Raw genomic sequence first — 17,419 nt, 5'->3', positions numbered from 1 at the left:
GGGTTTATTTTCCAAAAACCTTTTTACCACCTATATAGGTACCGACCACCTTCACTTCCCTTAGCTCATTTTCGGGGATTAGCATCAAATCCTTGTCCAATATAACAAAATCTGCCAGTTTGCCGGGTTCTATACTTCCTTTCAGAGGTTCTTCGAAATTGGCATAAGCCGCCCAAATTGTCATACCCCGAAGTGCTTGTTCTCTTGAAATGCTGTTTTCAACCTGGAATCCTTCTTCCGGCCAGTTTTTACCATCCTTTCTGACTACTCCCGCATGAAACCCATAGATAGGATTGATGCTTTCTACCGGGAAATCACTCCCTAGCGCAAGCATACCATTTTGATCTAAAAGATCTTTATAGGCATAAGCTGTTTTTACACGAAATGGTCCAAGTCGCTTCCCGGCCCAATACATGTCGGAAGTTGCATGGGTGGGTTGTATGGAAGGAAGTACGCTGTAGGATGCAAATTTTGCCATATCCGAAGGACTGACTACTTGGGCATGCTCAATCCGCCAACGCAAGTCGTTTTTTCCCTTGAGGTATTTGGCATAGATATCAAGTAGCGTCCGGTTGGCGGAATCCCCGATGCAATGCGTATTCATTTGAAAACCATGTTCCAGCATCTCCTCAGCAAATCCGTCAAAGGCTTCCGGCGTATCCAATAAAAATCCTGAGGAAGTAGGGTGGTCAAAATATGGCTGTAAAAGAGCGGCACCCCTAGAGCCTAAAGCACCATCGCCGTAGATTTTAAAACTTCTGACAGTCAAATAATCATCCTGATAAATTCCTTCTTTAAAATAGTGGGCCCTATTGGCATCTGTTGGATTGACCATGGCGTAAACCCGCATCTGCAAAGAACCTTCTTCATGCATGGCATGCATCAAGTCAATTTCTACTTTATCTACTCCGGCATCAGCCACAGTTGTTAATCCAACAGCAAAACAATTTTCCTGTGCGGAAAGGAGTGCGGCTCTGGATTCTTCCAAACTTGGCTCGGGAACATGCTTCGACACCAAGCCAATGGCATTGTCTATCAATACCCCTGTTGGATGCCCATCTTTCAAAATTACCTCCCCACCGATTAGTTGGGTCACAGCAGTAATCCCGCCTAATTCCAATGCCTTTTGATTTGCCAATGCCGCATGACCGTCTATACGTGTAAGCAACACCGGAGTATCCGGAAACAGCGAATCCAACCTTTCTTTGGTTGGAAATTCGCTCGGTTCCCAAAGATTTTGATCCCATCCTCTTCCCATTATCCAAGCGGCCTCGGGTGTCCTCTCCCGGTGGGCAACGACACGCTCTATCATCTCGGCCTCGGATTCAGCTCCCAGAAGCTCCGCAACCTGAAGTCCCAACCCATAGCGGTAGAAATGTGCATGGGCATCAATAAATCCGGGATAAATAGCTTTTCCTTCTGCGTCAAAAACTTCCGCAGCTGAATATTCGTCCTTTAACTCTTGAGTAGTTCCCGCTTTGGCAAACTTTCCGTCCACCACCGCAAACGCCTCGGTTACTGCAAAACTATCGTTTACAGTGTAAACTATGGCATTTACAACAAGAAGGTCAGCCTCCGATTTGGTTTTACAGGAAAAGACGAAAATACAAATCAGGAACAGGTAGAATAGTGATTTCATAAAGAGGTGGGGTAACGGGGTTAGTGGCTATTTGGATTGGGTTATACGACTCTGTTAAAAAAAGACGCTCGCAAAGATAATTTAAAAATCGAAAAACAACCTTTCAATAATTGAAGTGAATAAATTTTAAGTAATTCGTACCTAAATTCTACAGCACTTTCCTGTAACGAATGAAAAAAACCATCCAGGTTTAACTCATTTAATTTGAATAACTAGCTGACTATCAAAAAACCTGAAAGGTTTGTGTATTTAGGGGATTCCATATCCGAGACGCTTATCGAAGCTAAAAGGTAACATTCTTATCAAACTAACTTCTGAAAATTCAGGATGCCTAGTATGGATGACATAATTATTCTCATCCGGAACTACAGCAGATGGAACCCGAAGCAACAGTGACTTCTTCTTGTGGAACCATTCAGACCCAACCGATTGACAATCACCGAAATCGGATCCTTGATTCCAGTCAGCGGGTAAATCGGATATATTGACCTGCGTAATTGAGGAGGTGTCTGGCGCATAAATCACCATGGTACTATATTTTGAATTATCCCCATGTCCTTTGCGGTGTACCATATTTTCCAAACAGGCCAACGATCGACTTGACGAGGCATAAATTACCTCCTCACTTTCCAAATTCCAACGGCCTGAAAATCCGGGAGCAAAAAGTTTATCCGCATAAATCGTCAACGTAATCCGAAACAACTCCATGGACTAGACAGCATACCCATAAGCAATGCGCAATAAGGCTTGCTGAACCAAAACTACACCCGTAGAGGTATTAAGAAAGGTAATTGGCTTCCTCTGGTCAAAAGCTTCAGAAGAGGCATTTAGCCAATCCCGAAATGCTTCCACTCCCCCAAAGACCTCCTCTCCTATCTTAAACAACTGGGTAATTTTAAGCAATAACTCTCCCTCCAGAGAAGGAAAATTCCTGCCTTGCTTTCGGTAATTGTCAATAGTACGCGGATCCAATCCAAGCAAATTGGCTAATACCTGCTTTTGTATGCCAGAATGCTCCAACAACTGGTCAAACTTCGCTACATGAACACCTCTATCCACTTGATAAACCATATGAAAATCACTCACTATATTTTCCATATCTAGATATATTTAACGCAATATAATCATTTTTTCGCTACACACAAGAATTTTTGCAAGTATATTATCCGCATTTTTAAAACTCATATATAATAAGATTCCTTTCAACTTTCAGGTAGCCTCTTCCGGCATATTTCGGTATTGTAATGAAAAAAGTCAACTTCATTGCGAATTAATAACTAAAGTGAAATGAAAAAAATTAATTCAATTGTATTTACCATTCTTATTTTTTGCCTCAATCACGCCTTCGGGCAGGAAATCGCCAAACCCGCTGATCAGCTCTGGAAGCCAGTGAAGGATCAGGTTTATTGGCAGGAGCGTTCTACTGTCATTCATTCCGAACAACCTATTCAATCTATTGCTTTATTAGAAGACCGGGTGTTTGTGCTAATAAACGGTCAAATTCGAGAATTGACAGGAGAAACATTCAAAGCCGTAGCGCAGGTTTCCGCCAGCATCGATAAATTAAAAATGCTTGACCAGGCCATTTGGGCAATGGGGAAGGAAGGTCTCTTCCGATATGGGGATAATAAGTGGGAAAAAATAGACAACCGCCATTTTGTCGATCTCTGCATACATCAGGGGAAAGTACATGCGGCCACTATTGATGACATTTTCGTTTACGAAGTTGGAGAATTGAAAAATATCATGCCCAAAGGGGGCTATCTTTCTAGCGACATTACAATGGTAATGGAGGACGGAACCCAATTATTGGCAGATCCGGTCAGATTGGGACCAATCACTGCAATAGAAAGCTATAGCGGAACACTTCATATCCTGCAGCCTGGAAAGCTTATTCAGTTGGCAGGAAGGGTAGTTAATGAACACCTGATAGATTGGGGCAACCTTCCATCCAAAAACACAAAAGAAATGCTAAGCCATGGAAGTCGGCTATTTATCAGTACAGACAGGGGATTGGGCGTATTGAGGGGTGCATCTTTGAGTACAATAAAGGGGGCAGACGGGTTACCAGTTGAAAATACCCACCAATTGGTTAGGGGATTTGATGGAGATTTATGGATTGGAACACCGAGGGGCGCTGTCCGAATGTTGGAAAATGACTGGCATTATTTCGGTGCCAGCCACTGGCTACCCGATAATCAAGTCAATGGGATCGCAGTGGGTACAGACAAAGTGTTTATAGCCACAGATAAAGGTATCGGTATTATCGCTTACGAACCTTTTACCTTGCTAAAAAAAGCCGATCATTATGAAAAGTGGTTGGATAACTGGGGGCATAAACGCATGGGGTTCATTCATACGCTGTACCATTACAACGGCGAATGGATAAGAGAAATTAGTGACAATGACGGATCCCACACAGGCAACTACCTTTCCGGGATGAGTTACAAGTACGCTGCTACCGGAGATGAAAAAGTCCGATCGGAAGCAGTGGAAGCTTTTTATGCCATGCTATGGCTGGAACGGGTCACCCCAATAGACGGTCTGATAGCCCGGTCCATTTGGTCTAGGGAAGGCGATGTGGGTAGCATGGGGCAAAGGGGTTCTGGCGGTCTACCAGCCAAATGGAACGCAACAGCAGACAGTCTTTGGTATTGGAAAGGAGATGCTTCAAGTGATGAGATAATTGCCCATTTTTATTCGGTAGCCATTTTCCATGACTTAGCCGCTAAAGGAGCAGAAAAGGAGTTGGCTAAGGAGCACATGCGAAGAATAGCCGGATACATCATCGATAACGGCTGGGTACTGATAGACATGGACGGTCAACCAACCCGATGGGGTCGATGGAATCCGGAATATCTGCTAAGACCCTACGGATGGGAGGATAGAGGAGTCAACGGGCTAGAAGCCTTGGCCTTCTCCTATGCCACCTATGCCCTTACCGGAGAGGAACGTTTCAAAAAGGGATATCAGCAGCTAATAGACTGGGGCTATGCCAATAACACCATTCGGCAGAAGAAAACCTTCCCACCTTCCGAAATTGCCCCATGGGATGATAATTTGGCTTACGAGGCTTATAATGCCTTATTGAGGTATGAAAAGGATCCGGAAATGAGATCTATTTACTTACGTAGTTTGGAAAGAACACATGAAATCAAGCGCATGGAGCAAATTCCTTGGTTTAACTTCACCTATGCCGCTCACACCGGCAACGATGCGGAATTGGAGCAGGCCGTACAACACCTCCGGGAATGGACACTTGACTGTATAGAACACAATTATGTCAATTCACATCGGGATGATTTGTTTGTGGAAGAGGGGTACACTTCTTATGAAGGAGGGGTTAAGGCCATTTCCCCTCGGGAGAAAAGTGTAACCCGCGGCAGTCGCAGGGCTATTGTATTGGATGGAGGTGTCAATAGCAAGCGGGTAATGGAACCCTTGGGCTTTATCCGGGATTATTGGATGGGTAGGTATTACGGATTTATAGAAGCTCCGGAAGTTAAGGAGAAAGAACTTCTTCAAATAAATGAGTATCAAGTATCCAAGAAAGGTGCTGCACCCTATAAAGGTCCTAAGCGACCTCACATAGACTAGAGAATAGTAACGTTCATTTATAAAAGCCGGGATCATATAACAATGATCCCGGCTTTTTTTACCTTGGGTTTGTCAATTCGACATCTTCTATTTCAAGAACTAAAGAAGTTATCCCCAGCCTCTCCAAACCTTTTTGAATTTCCGGTGCAGCCATGAATAGGTTCCATCCCAGTCCAGTTCGGTGGTTTTCAATCATCCCAGCTATGGGTCCCTGATCTATCGCAAGGTAACGTTGGGGGTACCAATCGGCTTCAGGACTAAGTGCATCGTAAAAGCCATATTTTCCAAATACTTTCTCGCCATAGTTGTAGTAAAGGTTTTTTATCACATCCATGGATTCCTTTGGTGTATAGGGAATAGAGGAAAGAGCCGCTGTTGGTGAAATAATGCCAAGGTCATTTTCAGGGTGATGGGCCGAGTAGCCATCAATGGAATAACTGGCTGTTAGTCCCCAAAGACCCTCCCCGTAACCTTTGAATCCTCCCTCATTTTCGATGCACCATTCTCGGTTTATCAAGGTATGATTACGGTTGTTTTCCCAGTAATCGCCATACTGATCAGAGAGGCCATTTGGATTTAACCCCAAAAAGGAATAATGTGCCCAAAAAAGAGGCCCGCCATATTCTTCTGCCCCGTTATGGTTCAGGTCCAAGTCATATTCATAGGAGGTTACAGAGTCTTTAATATCTCCTCCTCTCGCCCAGCCTTCATGATATACTTCGGCCGAAATGGGATGTGTCGGCGATGAAGCCGCAAGAATGTAAGTGATAAAGCTTTCGTCATATCCTTGGATAGGATGCTCGATAATCCATCCTTTATCAGGTGACCAATGCCAATACAGTACATTTTCCCCATCTTTGGTATGCCAATGCCAATCCATTTCCTCCCAAAGTTGATTGATTTTAGTAGCAAGGATTCTTTCCCGGTCACTGCCCTGCTTGTAATATTCTCTGACCGCCAACAGTCCCTGCATCAAAAATGCAGATTCCACCAAATCCGCTCCATTGTCATTCTCGCTGAAAGCTCTCACCTTTCCGGTTTTACCATACAGCCAATGTGGCCAAATACCGTTGTACCGATCGGCATCGGTCAAAAAATCTACCATCCTTTCAAACCTCTCCAACCCCTGTTCCGGGGTGATCCATTGTCGTTCGATACCTGCCAAAATTCCGAACATCCCAAATCCCGTTCCACCGGTGGTCACTACATCTGCGTCATCTTGGGGATAGTTTCCATCTAAATGAATCCGCTCACGCGCCATTCCTGAATTTGGTTCCGCACCATCCCAAAAGTACCTAAATGTATAAAATTGCACCATGTCCAACAACTGCTCTTCGGACATTTCCCTAGTGCTTACCTGTACTTCCCCATGCGTTTTTACTTTCCCAGCAGATACAGCCTCTACTTTGTAGTATAGTTGCAAGTCCGTTCCCAAGTCATTGACAAAATCCAAATAAATAGTGTCTGATACTGTAGCCCGCAGGGAGAAATCCTTTCCATTTGTTCCCACTAAAACACGGTAACTATCTACCTCCTCGGTACCCCTTTCCCATTGTAACTCAACATGGCGGTCATATCCCGTCCCTGTTAAACTGTTTTCCCCTTTATCCGAACAGGAAATAAACACGCCTGTCACAACAATTAAAAAACAATTTACTGTACGAATGAAAGTTCTATCATTCACTAATCCATCAGCACTTTTTTCCATTTTGGGTTTCTTATCAGGCAAGGTTAAAAAAGAAAACGAATTAATAGCAACTAAGTTCGCATTATTTCATTACCGAACTATTCATAGGAAAAGCCTAACATTTCCAAACCGACTTTCAGATCAGAATCCTGCATCATTAAATCCCATAACAATCCAGTCCGGTAATTTTCTATCATCAGGATAATAGGCCCCTGATCAATTGCCAAATAACTGTCAGCATACCAATCCTCCGTCGGATTGAATGCATCATAGAATCCGAATTCACCCCAGAGCCTATCTCCTAATTGGTAATAAAATGTTTTGAGTGCGGCCAAGGATTCATCTGGTGCATAAGGCATGGATCCTATTGAAGCGGTGGGCGTGATAACTCCTAGATCATTGCGCGGCGAATGGGCATTGTAGCCGTGCTGATTGTCACTGGCGGTCAAGCCCCAGATTCCCTCACTATAACCTGCAAATCCCCTTGGGTTGTCTATGCAATAAGCCCTATTTATTAATGTTTGGCTTATACCTTGTTCCCAATAATTGGCGTATTGGTCTTGCAGCTTTCTGGGGTCGACTCCAAGGAAGGTATAATGGGAGAAAAATAAAGGTCCTCCCAAATCCTCCCCGAGGGGAAGGGAAATCCCATAAAAGGCTTTGCCGTTTAGCATGGCACCATACCCGGCCCAGCCTGTGTGATAAACCCTCTTGTCAATGGCATGAGTTGGTGAGGATGCTGCGAGGAGGTAAGTTATCAAGGCTTCATTATAACCACTGATTGGCAAATTCATCGCCCATTCCGAATTCGGAGACCAATGCCAATACAACCTGTCTTCTCCATTTCGGGTAAACCAGTCCCATTCAACTTCTTCCCACAATTGGGTAATCTTTAACTGCAATTTTCCCTCCTGGGAATTTCTTTCATCCAAAAAAGCCCTTGCCGTTAACAACCCCTGCATCAACAAAGCAGTCTCCACTAGATCTGCGCCATCATCATTGGCACTGAATGGAATTACACTTCCCGATTGACCATTTAACCAATGCGGCCAAACACCGTGAAACCTATCCGCCTGTATCAAGAAATCAACCATCTTATCAATCCTTTCCACTCCTTGTTCTCTGCTAATAAACCCTCGTGATATGCCAACCAAAAGGGACATGACACCAAAACCACTTCCTCCGGTAGTTACGAGACTGCCAGATGTATTACGTTCTCGGATCATTCCGCTTGGCTGTTGGGCAAAGTCATAAAAATAGCGGAATGTATGCTCCTGCACTTTGGTAAGCAAATCTTCATCGGAAATTACCGGATATTTTGGGTCTGTACTTAGCTGGGTGAAGATAGTCTCCTCATAACCTGCAAAAGATTCATCTTGCGCCCCTACTAGTTCATTTGATATAATAATTGTGTATTTCTTAAAGTCATCCAGCGGTTGTGAATTTTCTACTAATACAATTTTATCATCTCCTTCAAATTTATAAGTCAAGGGAAGGCTTTCAAATCCGACCAAATTGACTGCATGAAGAATTGACTCCCTATCTATAGGTGTGGAAAAATTTAGCTTGAGGGTAAAATTCAATGGCACGTCCACAATCCTACTCGTTCGAGTCACATTAGCATCCTCAAACTCGAGAGATGTTAGCCGAAGTTCATCAGCAATTGTTTGGAACCAAATATCCTGACTGCCACTACTAGCACCATAAGTTGCCTTGAGTTGGTCAGTAAGCCGGATTAGGTACATGGTCTGTTTTAATAGGGCTCCTGTTGGGTAAAGCGTTAAGTTTTGGTTGCCGGAAAAAAGAGAGAATGTGTAAGGTACTGGTTGATTATCGACCAGCAACCCTAATCCCTGTTCCACACTTTGTGGATCCAGCGCATCAGAAAAATAAAGGGTTATGGGTCTATCAACAGGAATTTCAAGGTTTTCACTTGCGGAAAGATCCAACTCTATTTCTCCAATAACAATCCTCTCTAAGCGGAAGGTCCCTAATTCATCTTCATCTTGTGTACAACTGTTAAAAAATACTATTCCAAGAAAAAACAAAAAAACATTTTTCATTTTTCCAAAAATTAAAGAGACAGCTACTCCCTTGTTGGAGAGAAGCTGTCTCTGAGAACAAAATTTAATTTAGCTCCGCGTCCATGATACTACGAATCTCTTCTTGAGTCAGCGATTTGTCAAATATCCGAAGCTCGTCGATCAGACTTGATGTAGACAAATGGCCCCATTCAGCAAATCTAGGAGCACCTGAACCAACACTCAACACATCGCATCCCTCCCAGTCGATACCTGGAAAATCCCCTTCACTTACTACTTCTCCGTCTATGTATACAGCACACCTAGTTCCTGATATAGTAAAGGCAATATGTGCCCATTCGTTTTCCGAAGGATCCAAGTCAGCTGCCGCTCCACCGTCAAACCAATTTTCACCATCTCCATTCCCAACGTTAAGCTTTACTCGCTGCATGGAGCCCGCAGCCTCCCGAAACAACCTAAATCCTTTTGTTCTATTATTCATCGCATTCGGATTGTCAGGGTCTGGTGGTCCCATTACAAGCAGACCTGCACGGTCTGGAGACGCATTTACTTTGTACCAAAATAGGGCACTGAATTCCTCATTTTGCAAGTCCTCAGCTTCATATTTAAGATATGCATTGTTCGCACCCGCGTAGGCCCGTCCTAACACTCCGTCTGCAAAGCCGGGACTTCCGACGACTTCAGGGGATTGAATAGCTACCAATTCCACATAGTCTCCATCGAAGGAAACGTAAAACAGCTCATTTTCATATTCAGGCCGGTAGGGTTCAATTTTTTCAAACGTGACCGATTCACTCGTAGATTTTCCAGAAGCATCTGTGGCTGTGACAGTAAGTATATGTTCCCCATTTGTAACTTGGTCAAACTGAAACTGTTTTAATCCGCGACGGTAGTCCATAAAGTCATCGAACCGCTCTATCTCTTCTCCATTCAATGCCACAACAATAGATTCAATCTCGATATCGTCCGTCACTTCAAAGTTAATGTTAACTGCAGTTACGTCTTCTACCACTCGAATCAATGTCCCTTCTATTGGCGAATTGATTGTTACCACGGGTGCCTCAGCATCCTGACCTGGTTCGACCAGTTGTATATCATCTATATAGCCATCGGTGCAGGCAACTGCCAAAAAACCGAAACCAATTACTAAGTTTAGTATATTTTTCATGTGTTTATAATTTTTTTTTAATGGCCACCCCGACTAGTCGGGACAGGCTATGGAATCCCGCAATTATAATCGTCCCTCCGTGTGAGGTTTTCCTCATGCTCGATTTCATGCTGTATCTCTTTTACTCAAGTTATAATTTACCCTGCGTTTGGCGCGTCACTGATTTGGGGTAGAATATCCTGCTGCTCCAGTGGATAGGGAAGGAATCGATGCATACTAGGTTGGAAATTTCTACCGTCATAATCCAACTCGTCATATCTTTCATAGCGCATCAAATCATAGAATCGAATCCCCCATTCTGTACCAAACTCTGCATATTTTTCGTCCAACACATCATCCAGCGTAACCGTTGTCAGTGGGGATAGTCCAGCTCGAGATCTGACCGTATTCACTGCTTGCTCGGCTGTCATCACCGCACTTGAAGCACCACCGACCATAGCCTCAGCGTGCATGAGCAAAATTTCCGAATACCTGATTACAGAAAAATTATTGTTTTCACCATAGGTAAATCTTCCGGGTGTAAGCTGAGTAGAAGGAAGGTAATATTTGCCACTGAGGAAGTTATAACGGGGGTGACTGTTGAACACATCTCCATCCGGCGATACATTGGTTACCCATGCCGGGAGGTTCTGATAGTTAGGGTCACTGCGGATTTCAGCGATTCCCTCAGGAGTAAACAATACAGTAGTTTGTAGTCGGACTTCCTCGTCACGATCCAACATAAACTTGATATATTTTAAGGTGGGTTCCCAAAATCCCCACCCTGTTCCAGCGCCAGATACGGTTGGGGTCCAACTTGCCGGGCCGAAGAAATCCCAGAGATATCGTGTAACCGTACCACTCGCCTGACCAAAATCAGAATATTGAAACTCAAGCAAATTTTCGTCATTTAACTTCCCCGGAATTTTAAACAACTGGTAATAATCTGATTCGAGAGAAAACGCTCCACTACTGATTATTTGGCCGGTGGCTTCTGCTACTGCGGGGAAGTTTTGGATCTCCAGATTGGCCATGGCTTTGACGGCCAATGCCGTGAATCGGGTGATACCTCCCCGTACATCCGTCCGTTGATTGGGATGAACACTTGGCAGCGCTGGAATAGCCTCATCCATCAATTCGGAAACGTGCTGCATCACCTCCTCAAAACTTGATAATTCCACATTAAATAGGTGGCTTGGCTGGGACTCTAGCGGAATTAGTATACTCCCCCAAAGGCGGGACAGAAGAATTAATTCAAATCCCTGCATTACCTTAATCTCCGCTATGTACTGCTGAGCATTTGCGGCGTTAGCGCCGGCCTCCTCATATTTTTGAATTTCCTCAATAGCTCCATGCCAGTGCAATAAGTCTGTGTACAAGTTTAACCAAGTGGAATTATACATCCAAAAATTCCGGTCATATCGAAACACATCCGTTTCAGTAAGCGGAAATTGATCCCCTGCCGGATTGACATCATCTCCCCTGACCGAAATAATAGGATAGCTTTCCCATTGTAAGACACTCAATTCGGCATATGCTCCATACAGCATCAAAATCATATTACCTGAAATACTGTAATCGGTTCCTTCTACTAGAAATTCATTTTCCAGCGGCTCATCTAATTTGTCTTCGCAGGAAATGGACAGTACTGCTGCCAAAAGGACAGACAGAAAGCTTCTATATAATTTATTTTTCATGGTCTGTCTAGGTTTAAAGTTTGATATTAAGTCCCAACGTATAAATAGCTGGTATAGGATAGACTTGTCTGTCTATTCCATTAGCTACTTCCGGGGTAAATCCGTTATAGTTAAACATCGTTAGTGGTCGGTCCGCCGTTAAAGTGACGGTAGCATTCGGCATAGTGATTCCGAAGAGAGACCGTTCCTCTAGCATATAACTCATCCGGACGTTTTGAATCCTCCAATAAGATCCATCCTCCACAAAATAACTGCTCATGTTTTGATTCCATCCTTTTCGAAGTCCTGCTGCAGAGGGATATTTATTAGAAGTGCCCTCACCTCTCCAAAGGTTGGTAGCCAGATCCGCATCTATATTGGTGTCATTGGTAAATATAATCTCGCCTCTTTTACGATTTAGAATACTATATCCAGACTGTCCTTGAAGTAATGCGGAAAAACTAAAGTTGCGGTATGAAAACCCGGCGTTCATTCCAAAGTTAAGTTTAGGTAGGAATGATCCCAGCACTACCCGGTCCGCATCATTGATCACTCCGTCTCCATTTTGATCCCTGAAAATCAAATCTCCCGGCTGAAGGCTATTGGCATCTATAAATTCCTGCGTATATCCACTGCTTTCAATCTGTGCCTGGGTTTGGAAAACACCTTCTGTTTCATATCCATAAAATGCCTGAAAGGGTTGTCCAATAATAGATCGCTGCCTAAATTCCGCGGTACCGCCTTCCAGTAATTCAGGGCCTCCCAACCCTAATACTTGGTTGTTTAAGGTGGCAATATTTCCCCCTACATAATACGAGAATCCATTAGAGAAACTATCTTCCCAATTTAATGTTAACTCCAACCCTTCATTTCGGATCTCTCCTACACTTCTCCGCTCCAGCGCTCTGAAAACTGGGGGAATAATATTTACCGAGAGGTTTCTAGTATCACGAATGAAGTAATCCGCATCCAGAGATAGTCTGCTCTGAAAGAATCGGGAATTAATACCGAAATTCATTTCCACTGTAGTCTCCCATTGTTCAATAAGATCAAAGGTGGGATTTAACCTTCTTCCAAAAACAAGCGCATTGTTTATAGCTGCACTCGTTTCCTCCAGTACTGGAGCTCCTACCGATGCATTAATACCATCATTGCCCAATTGACCCCACGAACCCCGGAATTTCAGAAAATCTATACCTTCCACATTGAAGAATGGCTCGGAGGAAAGCACCCATCCAGCACCTGCGGTGTAAAAATTACCCCATTTTTTTTGGAACTTATTATTGCCATCTCTTCTGACCGTACCATATAAAAGGTATCTGTCATCATAATTATATGCAACTCGTGAGAAATAGGATTGGAAAAAAAGCCTGCTGCCGTTATCACCAATACTATTTAAATCAAAGTCTGTGGCATTGGATAGATACCAAAATTGTTCCCTGTCCCTAAGAGGATTCGGATTTAGGTTTTCGCCGCTGGCATTAAAGCTCTCAAACATTTCACTTCTGTAGGATTGGCCAACGACAACCGTTAGGTTATGATCTCCGTAATTATCTTGGTAGGTTATGAAATTGTCCCAAATCTGATTGAAACGGTTTAATGAACTTCGATTTAACGAAGACAACCTGTTGGTTATTCCATCGCTAAAAGCCATCCTTACATTTCTTTGATTGAAACTTTCTATTCCATAATTATAAGCAGTTCTGAATGAAAGCCTACTTGGAAGGATTTCAATATCCGCATACAAATTCCCATTGATTTTTGTGATTTTGTTTCTGTTGTCTGAATAAAGTAGATCGTAGAACGGGTTTTGATTTCCCCTGTATCCGATTTGTTGGGCATTGGATAGTGGAAATGGATCCGCCTGGGTATTAAGTTCATCAAATACAGGCAATATCGGTACTGCGAAGTAAGACCTGAACCAGGCTCCATCCTCGCCTACAAACTGGTCAGCCGTACTCACATTGAGATTGGTGCCTACTGTAATCCAGTCCCTGAGATCGGAATCCAATTTTACCCTGAAATTTAGCCGCTGATAATCGTTGCGGGTATCATTCATAAGCCCCTTCTGATCGAAATAACTTCCACCTAAAGAATACCTGGTTCTTTCATTTCCTCCATTGAAGGTGAGGGAGTGATTCTGAATGGTAGAGGGACTCATGACCTCCGAATACCAGTCTGTATTTACATCAGGAATACTTGGGTCAAGGCGACTACGTCCAAATCGCTGCATGGCATTTTGCACAAAGGCCATGTCGGCTGGACTTCCCGTTTCGTTAATATACTGAACAAACTGCTGAGAGTTGGCCATTTTGATTACATTCTGTGGATTTTGAATCCCATAGTAGCCATCGTAGATTATTTCCGGCTCTTGGTCGTAACTTCCTGATCTTGTTTCAATAACAACTACGCCATTTGCCGCCCTTACTCCATAGATAGCTGAAGCAGATGCATCCTTCAGCACCGAGATAGTTTCTATATCATTGGGGTTAAGAAAGTCAATATTATCAAAAAACATTCCATCCACTACATATAGTGGCGCTGCTCCTCCCTCAAAGGAACCCACTCCCCTTACCCGAACAGTGGGTGCGGCACCAGGAGCGCCGTTACTCACAATTTGGACGCCGGCAACCCTACCCTGTAGTGCTTGCATGGCTTGTGCATTGGGAGTTTTGATAATATCATCTGATCTTATAGTAGTAATAGCAGAGGTAAGATCCCTTTCGCGTAGCGTTCCATACCCCACTACAACGACTTCATCCAAGCTCGTTGCGCCCTCAGCGAATACCACGTCTATGGTAGATCTTCCGTTTACCTGAATTTCTTGAGTTTCAAAACCTATAAATGAAAAAACCAGTGTCGCTTCCGCACTTGTCAGGTTAATTTGAAAATTTCCATCCATATCGGTAACCGTACCGTTGCTTGTTCCTTTCTCCAGTATATTGACTCCGGGAACAGATTCTCCAGTTGGATCAGTAACGTTACCGGTAACGCTGGCCTCCTGACTAAACCCGCTATACACGATGCAACATAATGTCAGTAAAATCGGCGTAAACTTTTGGAACTGGAAAAGGCCCTTAAAATATCCCTTTCCCTTACCATTTTGGTATCTATTATTCATAGTAAATATTGGTTTAGTTTATTGATTGTAAAAAAGCATTGGAATAAAGAAATAATTCCAAGTTCCAATCCTGATATAAATGTAGAAATTCGCTTAGTGATTTCTATCAATTGAGCCGTATTTAATAAAAATTGAAGCGGGAATCTGAGCACTTCCATTACCTTGATTTCCCAGTTGGATAACAAGACTTATTTGTTTAAAAATGATTGAACAGCCTTTTTACCTTTGCGAATTATGCTTTAATATCAAAAAACTGAAGTCGTGGAAAATTTGTTTGAATGCAACATGATTTGACCCCAAAATAGCGGATTAATAGCTGGACCCCATTTGCGCAGGTTCAATTAATTTTTTATCTCAAGTTGTTCTTCCAATATTATATCTTCCCATTTTGGATGTATAAGCCCCTTTTTTTGAATCAGATCAGTCACTTTTTTGCGAAAAGCCCATACTGTGTTTTTATTGAGGTCAAGAAGATCTCCTATTTCTTCCAAGGTGTAGGGTTTACCCTCTGAAACACTTGAATAAGCTATATAAAAAGCCTTTTCCAAAGGAAATCTGACGCCATGAAAAATAGTACCCGCAGTTACTGATTCAATATATCCACATTTTGTACATCTTTTCGAGAAAATTTTAGGGCCATCACTGCATTTATGCTTTCCGCATTGCCTACATGTGAACTGATCCTCCCACTTCATTGATTCGATATACCTGGAACAGGCAGACTTATCAGGAAAAATAATTTTAAATTCGTTAAAAGTTAGGTTTGTATTGACTAATCTGGCGCGCAAAGAATCCTTAACAGCACTTTTTAACTTCCAGTTGTCCTTATCCAACAAGGAATTGATGCGCTTAATTTCCCTGTCTTTTTCAATCAACTGTTCGTTGTATTGAACCAATATCCGGTTTTTTTTCTCCAGTTCAGAGGTTCTTTCCATCACTTTGGATTCCAATTCTTGATTTACCTTCTCTTTGAGCGAGATATTTACCTTGTATTGCTCTAAGGATCTTTTCAATGCCTTATCTCTTACATCCTTCATTATTTTAATGCGGTCCCCCAGTGCAAATGACAAAAGAACCATTTCCACCAAAAACGCGAGATGCAAACTGTAGTATCCCAATGTACTGTGTTCTACCCAAGCGGTATTGACCAACACCTTAATTACGGCTCCTAAGAAAAGGGCTCCGTACGCCAAAACAAAAAATCTGGCAGCTTTATTACCCTTTGCAAGCAAATAGATCCCAGTTCCGAAGATTAATAAGAACGGCACTGTGTCTACATAAGAAAGGTCATAATAATGCTCATCTATTAGGATGCCTGCAAGAAACATACACAACTTCACTACCAAGGAAAGTCCTAATAATTTATGAAAAATGGGTGCTTTTCGCTTAGTGTTTAAAAATCTAAAGGTGAATAATACTGCCCAGAACACAATTGAAAAACTAAAGACACCATTGACCCAACCGTTAATAGTTGGATAGTCGGGCCAAAGATATTGAAAGCCTATTCCGTCAACGCTCGTGGCATAAAGTCCCACGCTTAATAGATAAAAAATGTAGTAGAGAAATTTCATTTCCCGCACAGCCAGAAAAACCAGCAGATTGTATAAGGAAATGATAAGTATCATTCCATAAAAAACACCATAAAGGAAATATTCGCTAAGAGCATAATGCACAAATCGGTTTACAGACCGTACAGCAATTCGGATATCAGCTTTTTGGGAAGAATTGACCTTAAAATAATAATTGGAAATCCCTTCCTGCTTATTGTCGATTTTTACATGAAAATTTTTGTGCGCAAAAAGACGGTTTTTAAATGGCAGCCCATCCCCCATTATTGTCAGAAAGTAACTACCTGATTTTAAAGGTGTATAGGCTTCAATATGATCGATACTTTGATCATAGAATTCCATGTACCAATCTCGTTGACTATCGGGGAATTTTTGTATTGACAATTTAACCCAATACGTGTAATCCGTATTGAAATTTTTTTTGCTGGAGCCTGGCCTAATCTTAAACTGCTGCTGAAATCTCGGTTGAATAATATCTTCTAAAACAAGGCAATTTGTCGTGTCCTCAAAAATCTCCAGTTGGGAAATGGAATAGATGCGTTCTTCCCAATCGTCGTGCAGACGTAGCGTAGCCGACCCAGAAATCCGCTGCCCCATCAGAAATCCATGAAAAGACATACATGCCAAGGATGTCAATACGAATAAAGCAAAATACTTATTCCGGACCATTTCCATTGCTCTGTTTGGATCAAAGGTAAAAATATAACGGCTATTTCGTACGAAAGTGATGTGAAAGTAGTCTTTACATCGAAAGTCTATAAAAAACATATTGGTATTTTCTTTGGGACCAATACTTTTAATTCAACTTAAGCAATTACTAGTTGTGATTTTAACCCCATAAATTAGTAACTTTCCGGTTGCTCCCGTTCTTACCATATATATTCCTATCGAATATTTAAATAGATCAGGGCAACATAACACAAGATAATTGAGTTTTTAGAT

The 17,419-nt window shown here is 42.5% G+C and carries 10 protein-coding genes; 1 reads left to right on the top strand and 9 read right to left on the bottom strand.

Annotated elements, in window-relative coordinates:
• Positions 1–4 precede the first annotated feature (4 nt).
• From FQ608_RS06195 to parS, 3 genes are all read right to left on the bottom strand, one after another.
• Positions 5–1,639, bottom strand: a complete 1,635-nt coding sequence (locus FQ608_RS06195) for an amidohydrolase (protein ID WP_158856948.1) — start codon at positions 1,637–1,639, stop codon at positions 5–7.
• A gap of 249 nt (positions 1,640–1,888) precedes the next feature.
• Positions 1,889–2,347, bottom strand: coding sequence for an RES family NAD+ phosphorylase (locus FQ608_RS06190; RefSeq protein ID WP_158856947.1), 459 nt, complete (start codon positions 2,345–2,347; stop codon positions 1,889–1,891).
• A 3-nt stretch (positions 2,348–2,350) separates the two neighbouring features.
• Entirely contained in the window at positions 2,351–2,737 is a 387-nt protein-coding gene (parS, locus tag FQ608_RS06185; protein ID WP_158856946.1) for a type II RES/Xre toxin-antitoxin system antitoxin, read from the bottom strand.
• A gap of 189 nt (positions 2,738–2,926) precedes the next feature.
• Between parS and FQ608_RS06180 the strand changes: the two genes are divergently transcribed.
• Entirely contained in the window at positions 2,927–5,236 is a 2,310-nt protein-coding gene (locus FQ608_RS06180) for a hypothetical protein (RefSeq protein WP_234364089.1), read from the top strand.
• 58 nt (positions 5,237–5,294) lie between these two features.
• Here FQ608_RS06180 and FQ608_RS06175 read toward each other — a convergent pair whose 3' ends face one another.
• From FQ608_RS06175 to FQ608_RS06150, 6 genes are all read right to left on the bottom strand, one after another.
• Complete coding sequence (locus tag FQ608_RS06175; RefSeq protein ID WP_158856945.1) at positions 5,295–6,944, bottom strand: glucoamylase family protein; 1,650 nt, start codon at positions 6,942–6,944, stop codon at positions 5,295–5,297.
• Between the two features lie 77 nt (positions 6,945–7,021).
• Positions 7,022–8,986, bottom strand: a complete 1,965-nt coding sequence (locus FQ608_RS06170) for a glucoamylase family protein (protein ID WP_158856944.1) — start codon at positions 8,984–8,986, stop codon at positions 7,022–7,024.
• Positions 8,987–9,050: 64 nt separating this feature from the next.
• The gene (locus FQ608_RS06165; RefSeq protein WP_158856943.1) at positions 9,051–10,133 is read right to left on the bottom strand and encodes a LamG-like jellyroll fold domain-containing protein; all 1,083 of its coding nucleotides are present in this window, start codon (positions 10,131–10,133) and stop codon (positions 9,051–9,053) included.
• Positions 10,134–10,270: 137 nt separating this feature from the next.
• Positions 10,271–11,809 (bottom strand): RagB/SusD family nutrient uptake outer membrane protein, encoded by a 1,539-nt coding sequence (locus FQ608_RS06160; RefSeq protein WP_158856942.1) that lies wholly within the window; start codon positions 11,807–11,809, stop codon positions 10,271–10,273.
• A gap of 13 nt (positions 11,810–11,822) precedes the next feature.
• Positions 11,823–14,909 (bottom strand): SusC/RagA family TonB-linked outer membrane protein, encoded by a 3,087-nt coding sequence (locus FQ608_RS06155; protein WP_158856941.1) that lies wholly within the window; start codon positions 14,907–14,909, stop codon positions 11,823–11,825.
• Positions 14,910–15,250: 341 nt separating this feature from the next.
• Positions 15,251–17,146 carry a 7TMR-DISM family protein gene (locus tag FQ608_RS06150; protein ID WP_158856940.1) on the bottom strand — a complete coding sequence of 632 codons (1,896 nt, stop codon included), beginning with the start codon at positions 17,144–17,146 and terminating at the stop codon, positions 15,251–15,253.
• Positions 17,147–17,419: the final 273 nt, after the last annotated feature.

The sequence above is a fragment of the Lunatibacter salilacus genome, from assembly GCF_009797935.1.
GTDB classification, from domain to species: domain Bacteria; phylum Bacteroidota; class Bacteroidia; order Cytophagales; family Cyclobacteriaceae; genus Lunatibacter; species Lunatibacter salilacus.
This window is presented reverse-complemented; position numbering and strand designations above follow the sequence as displayed.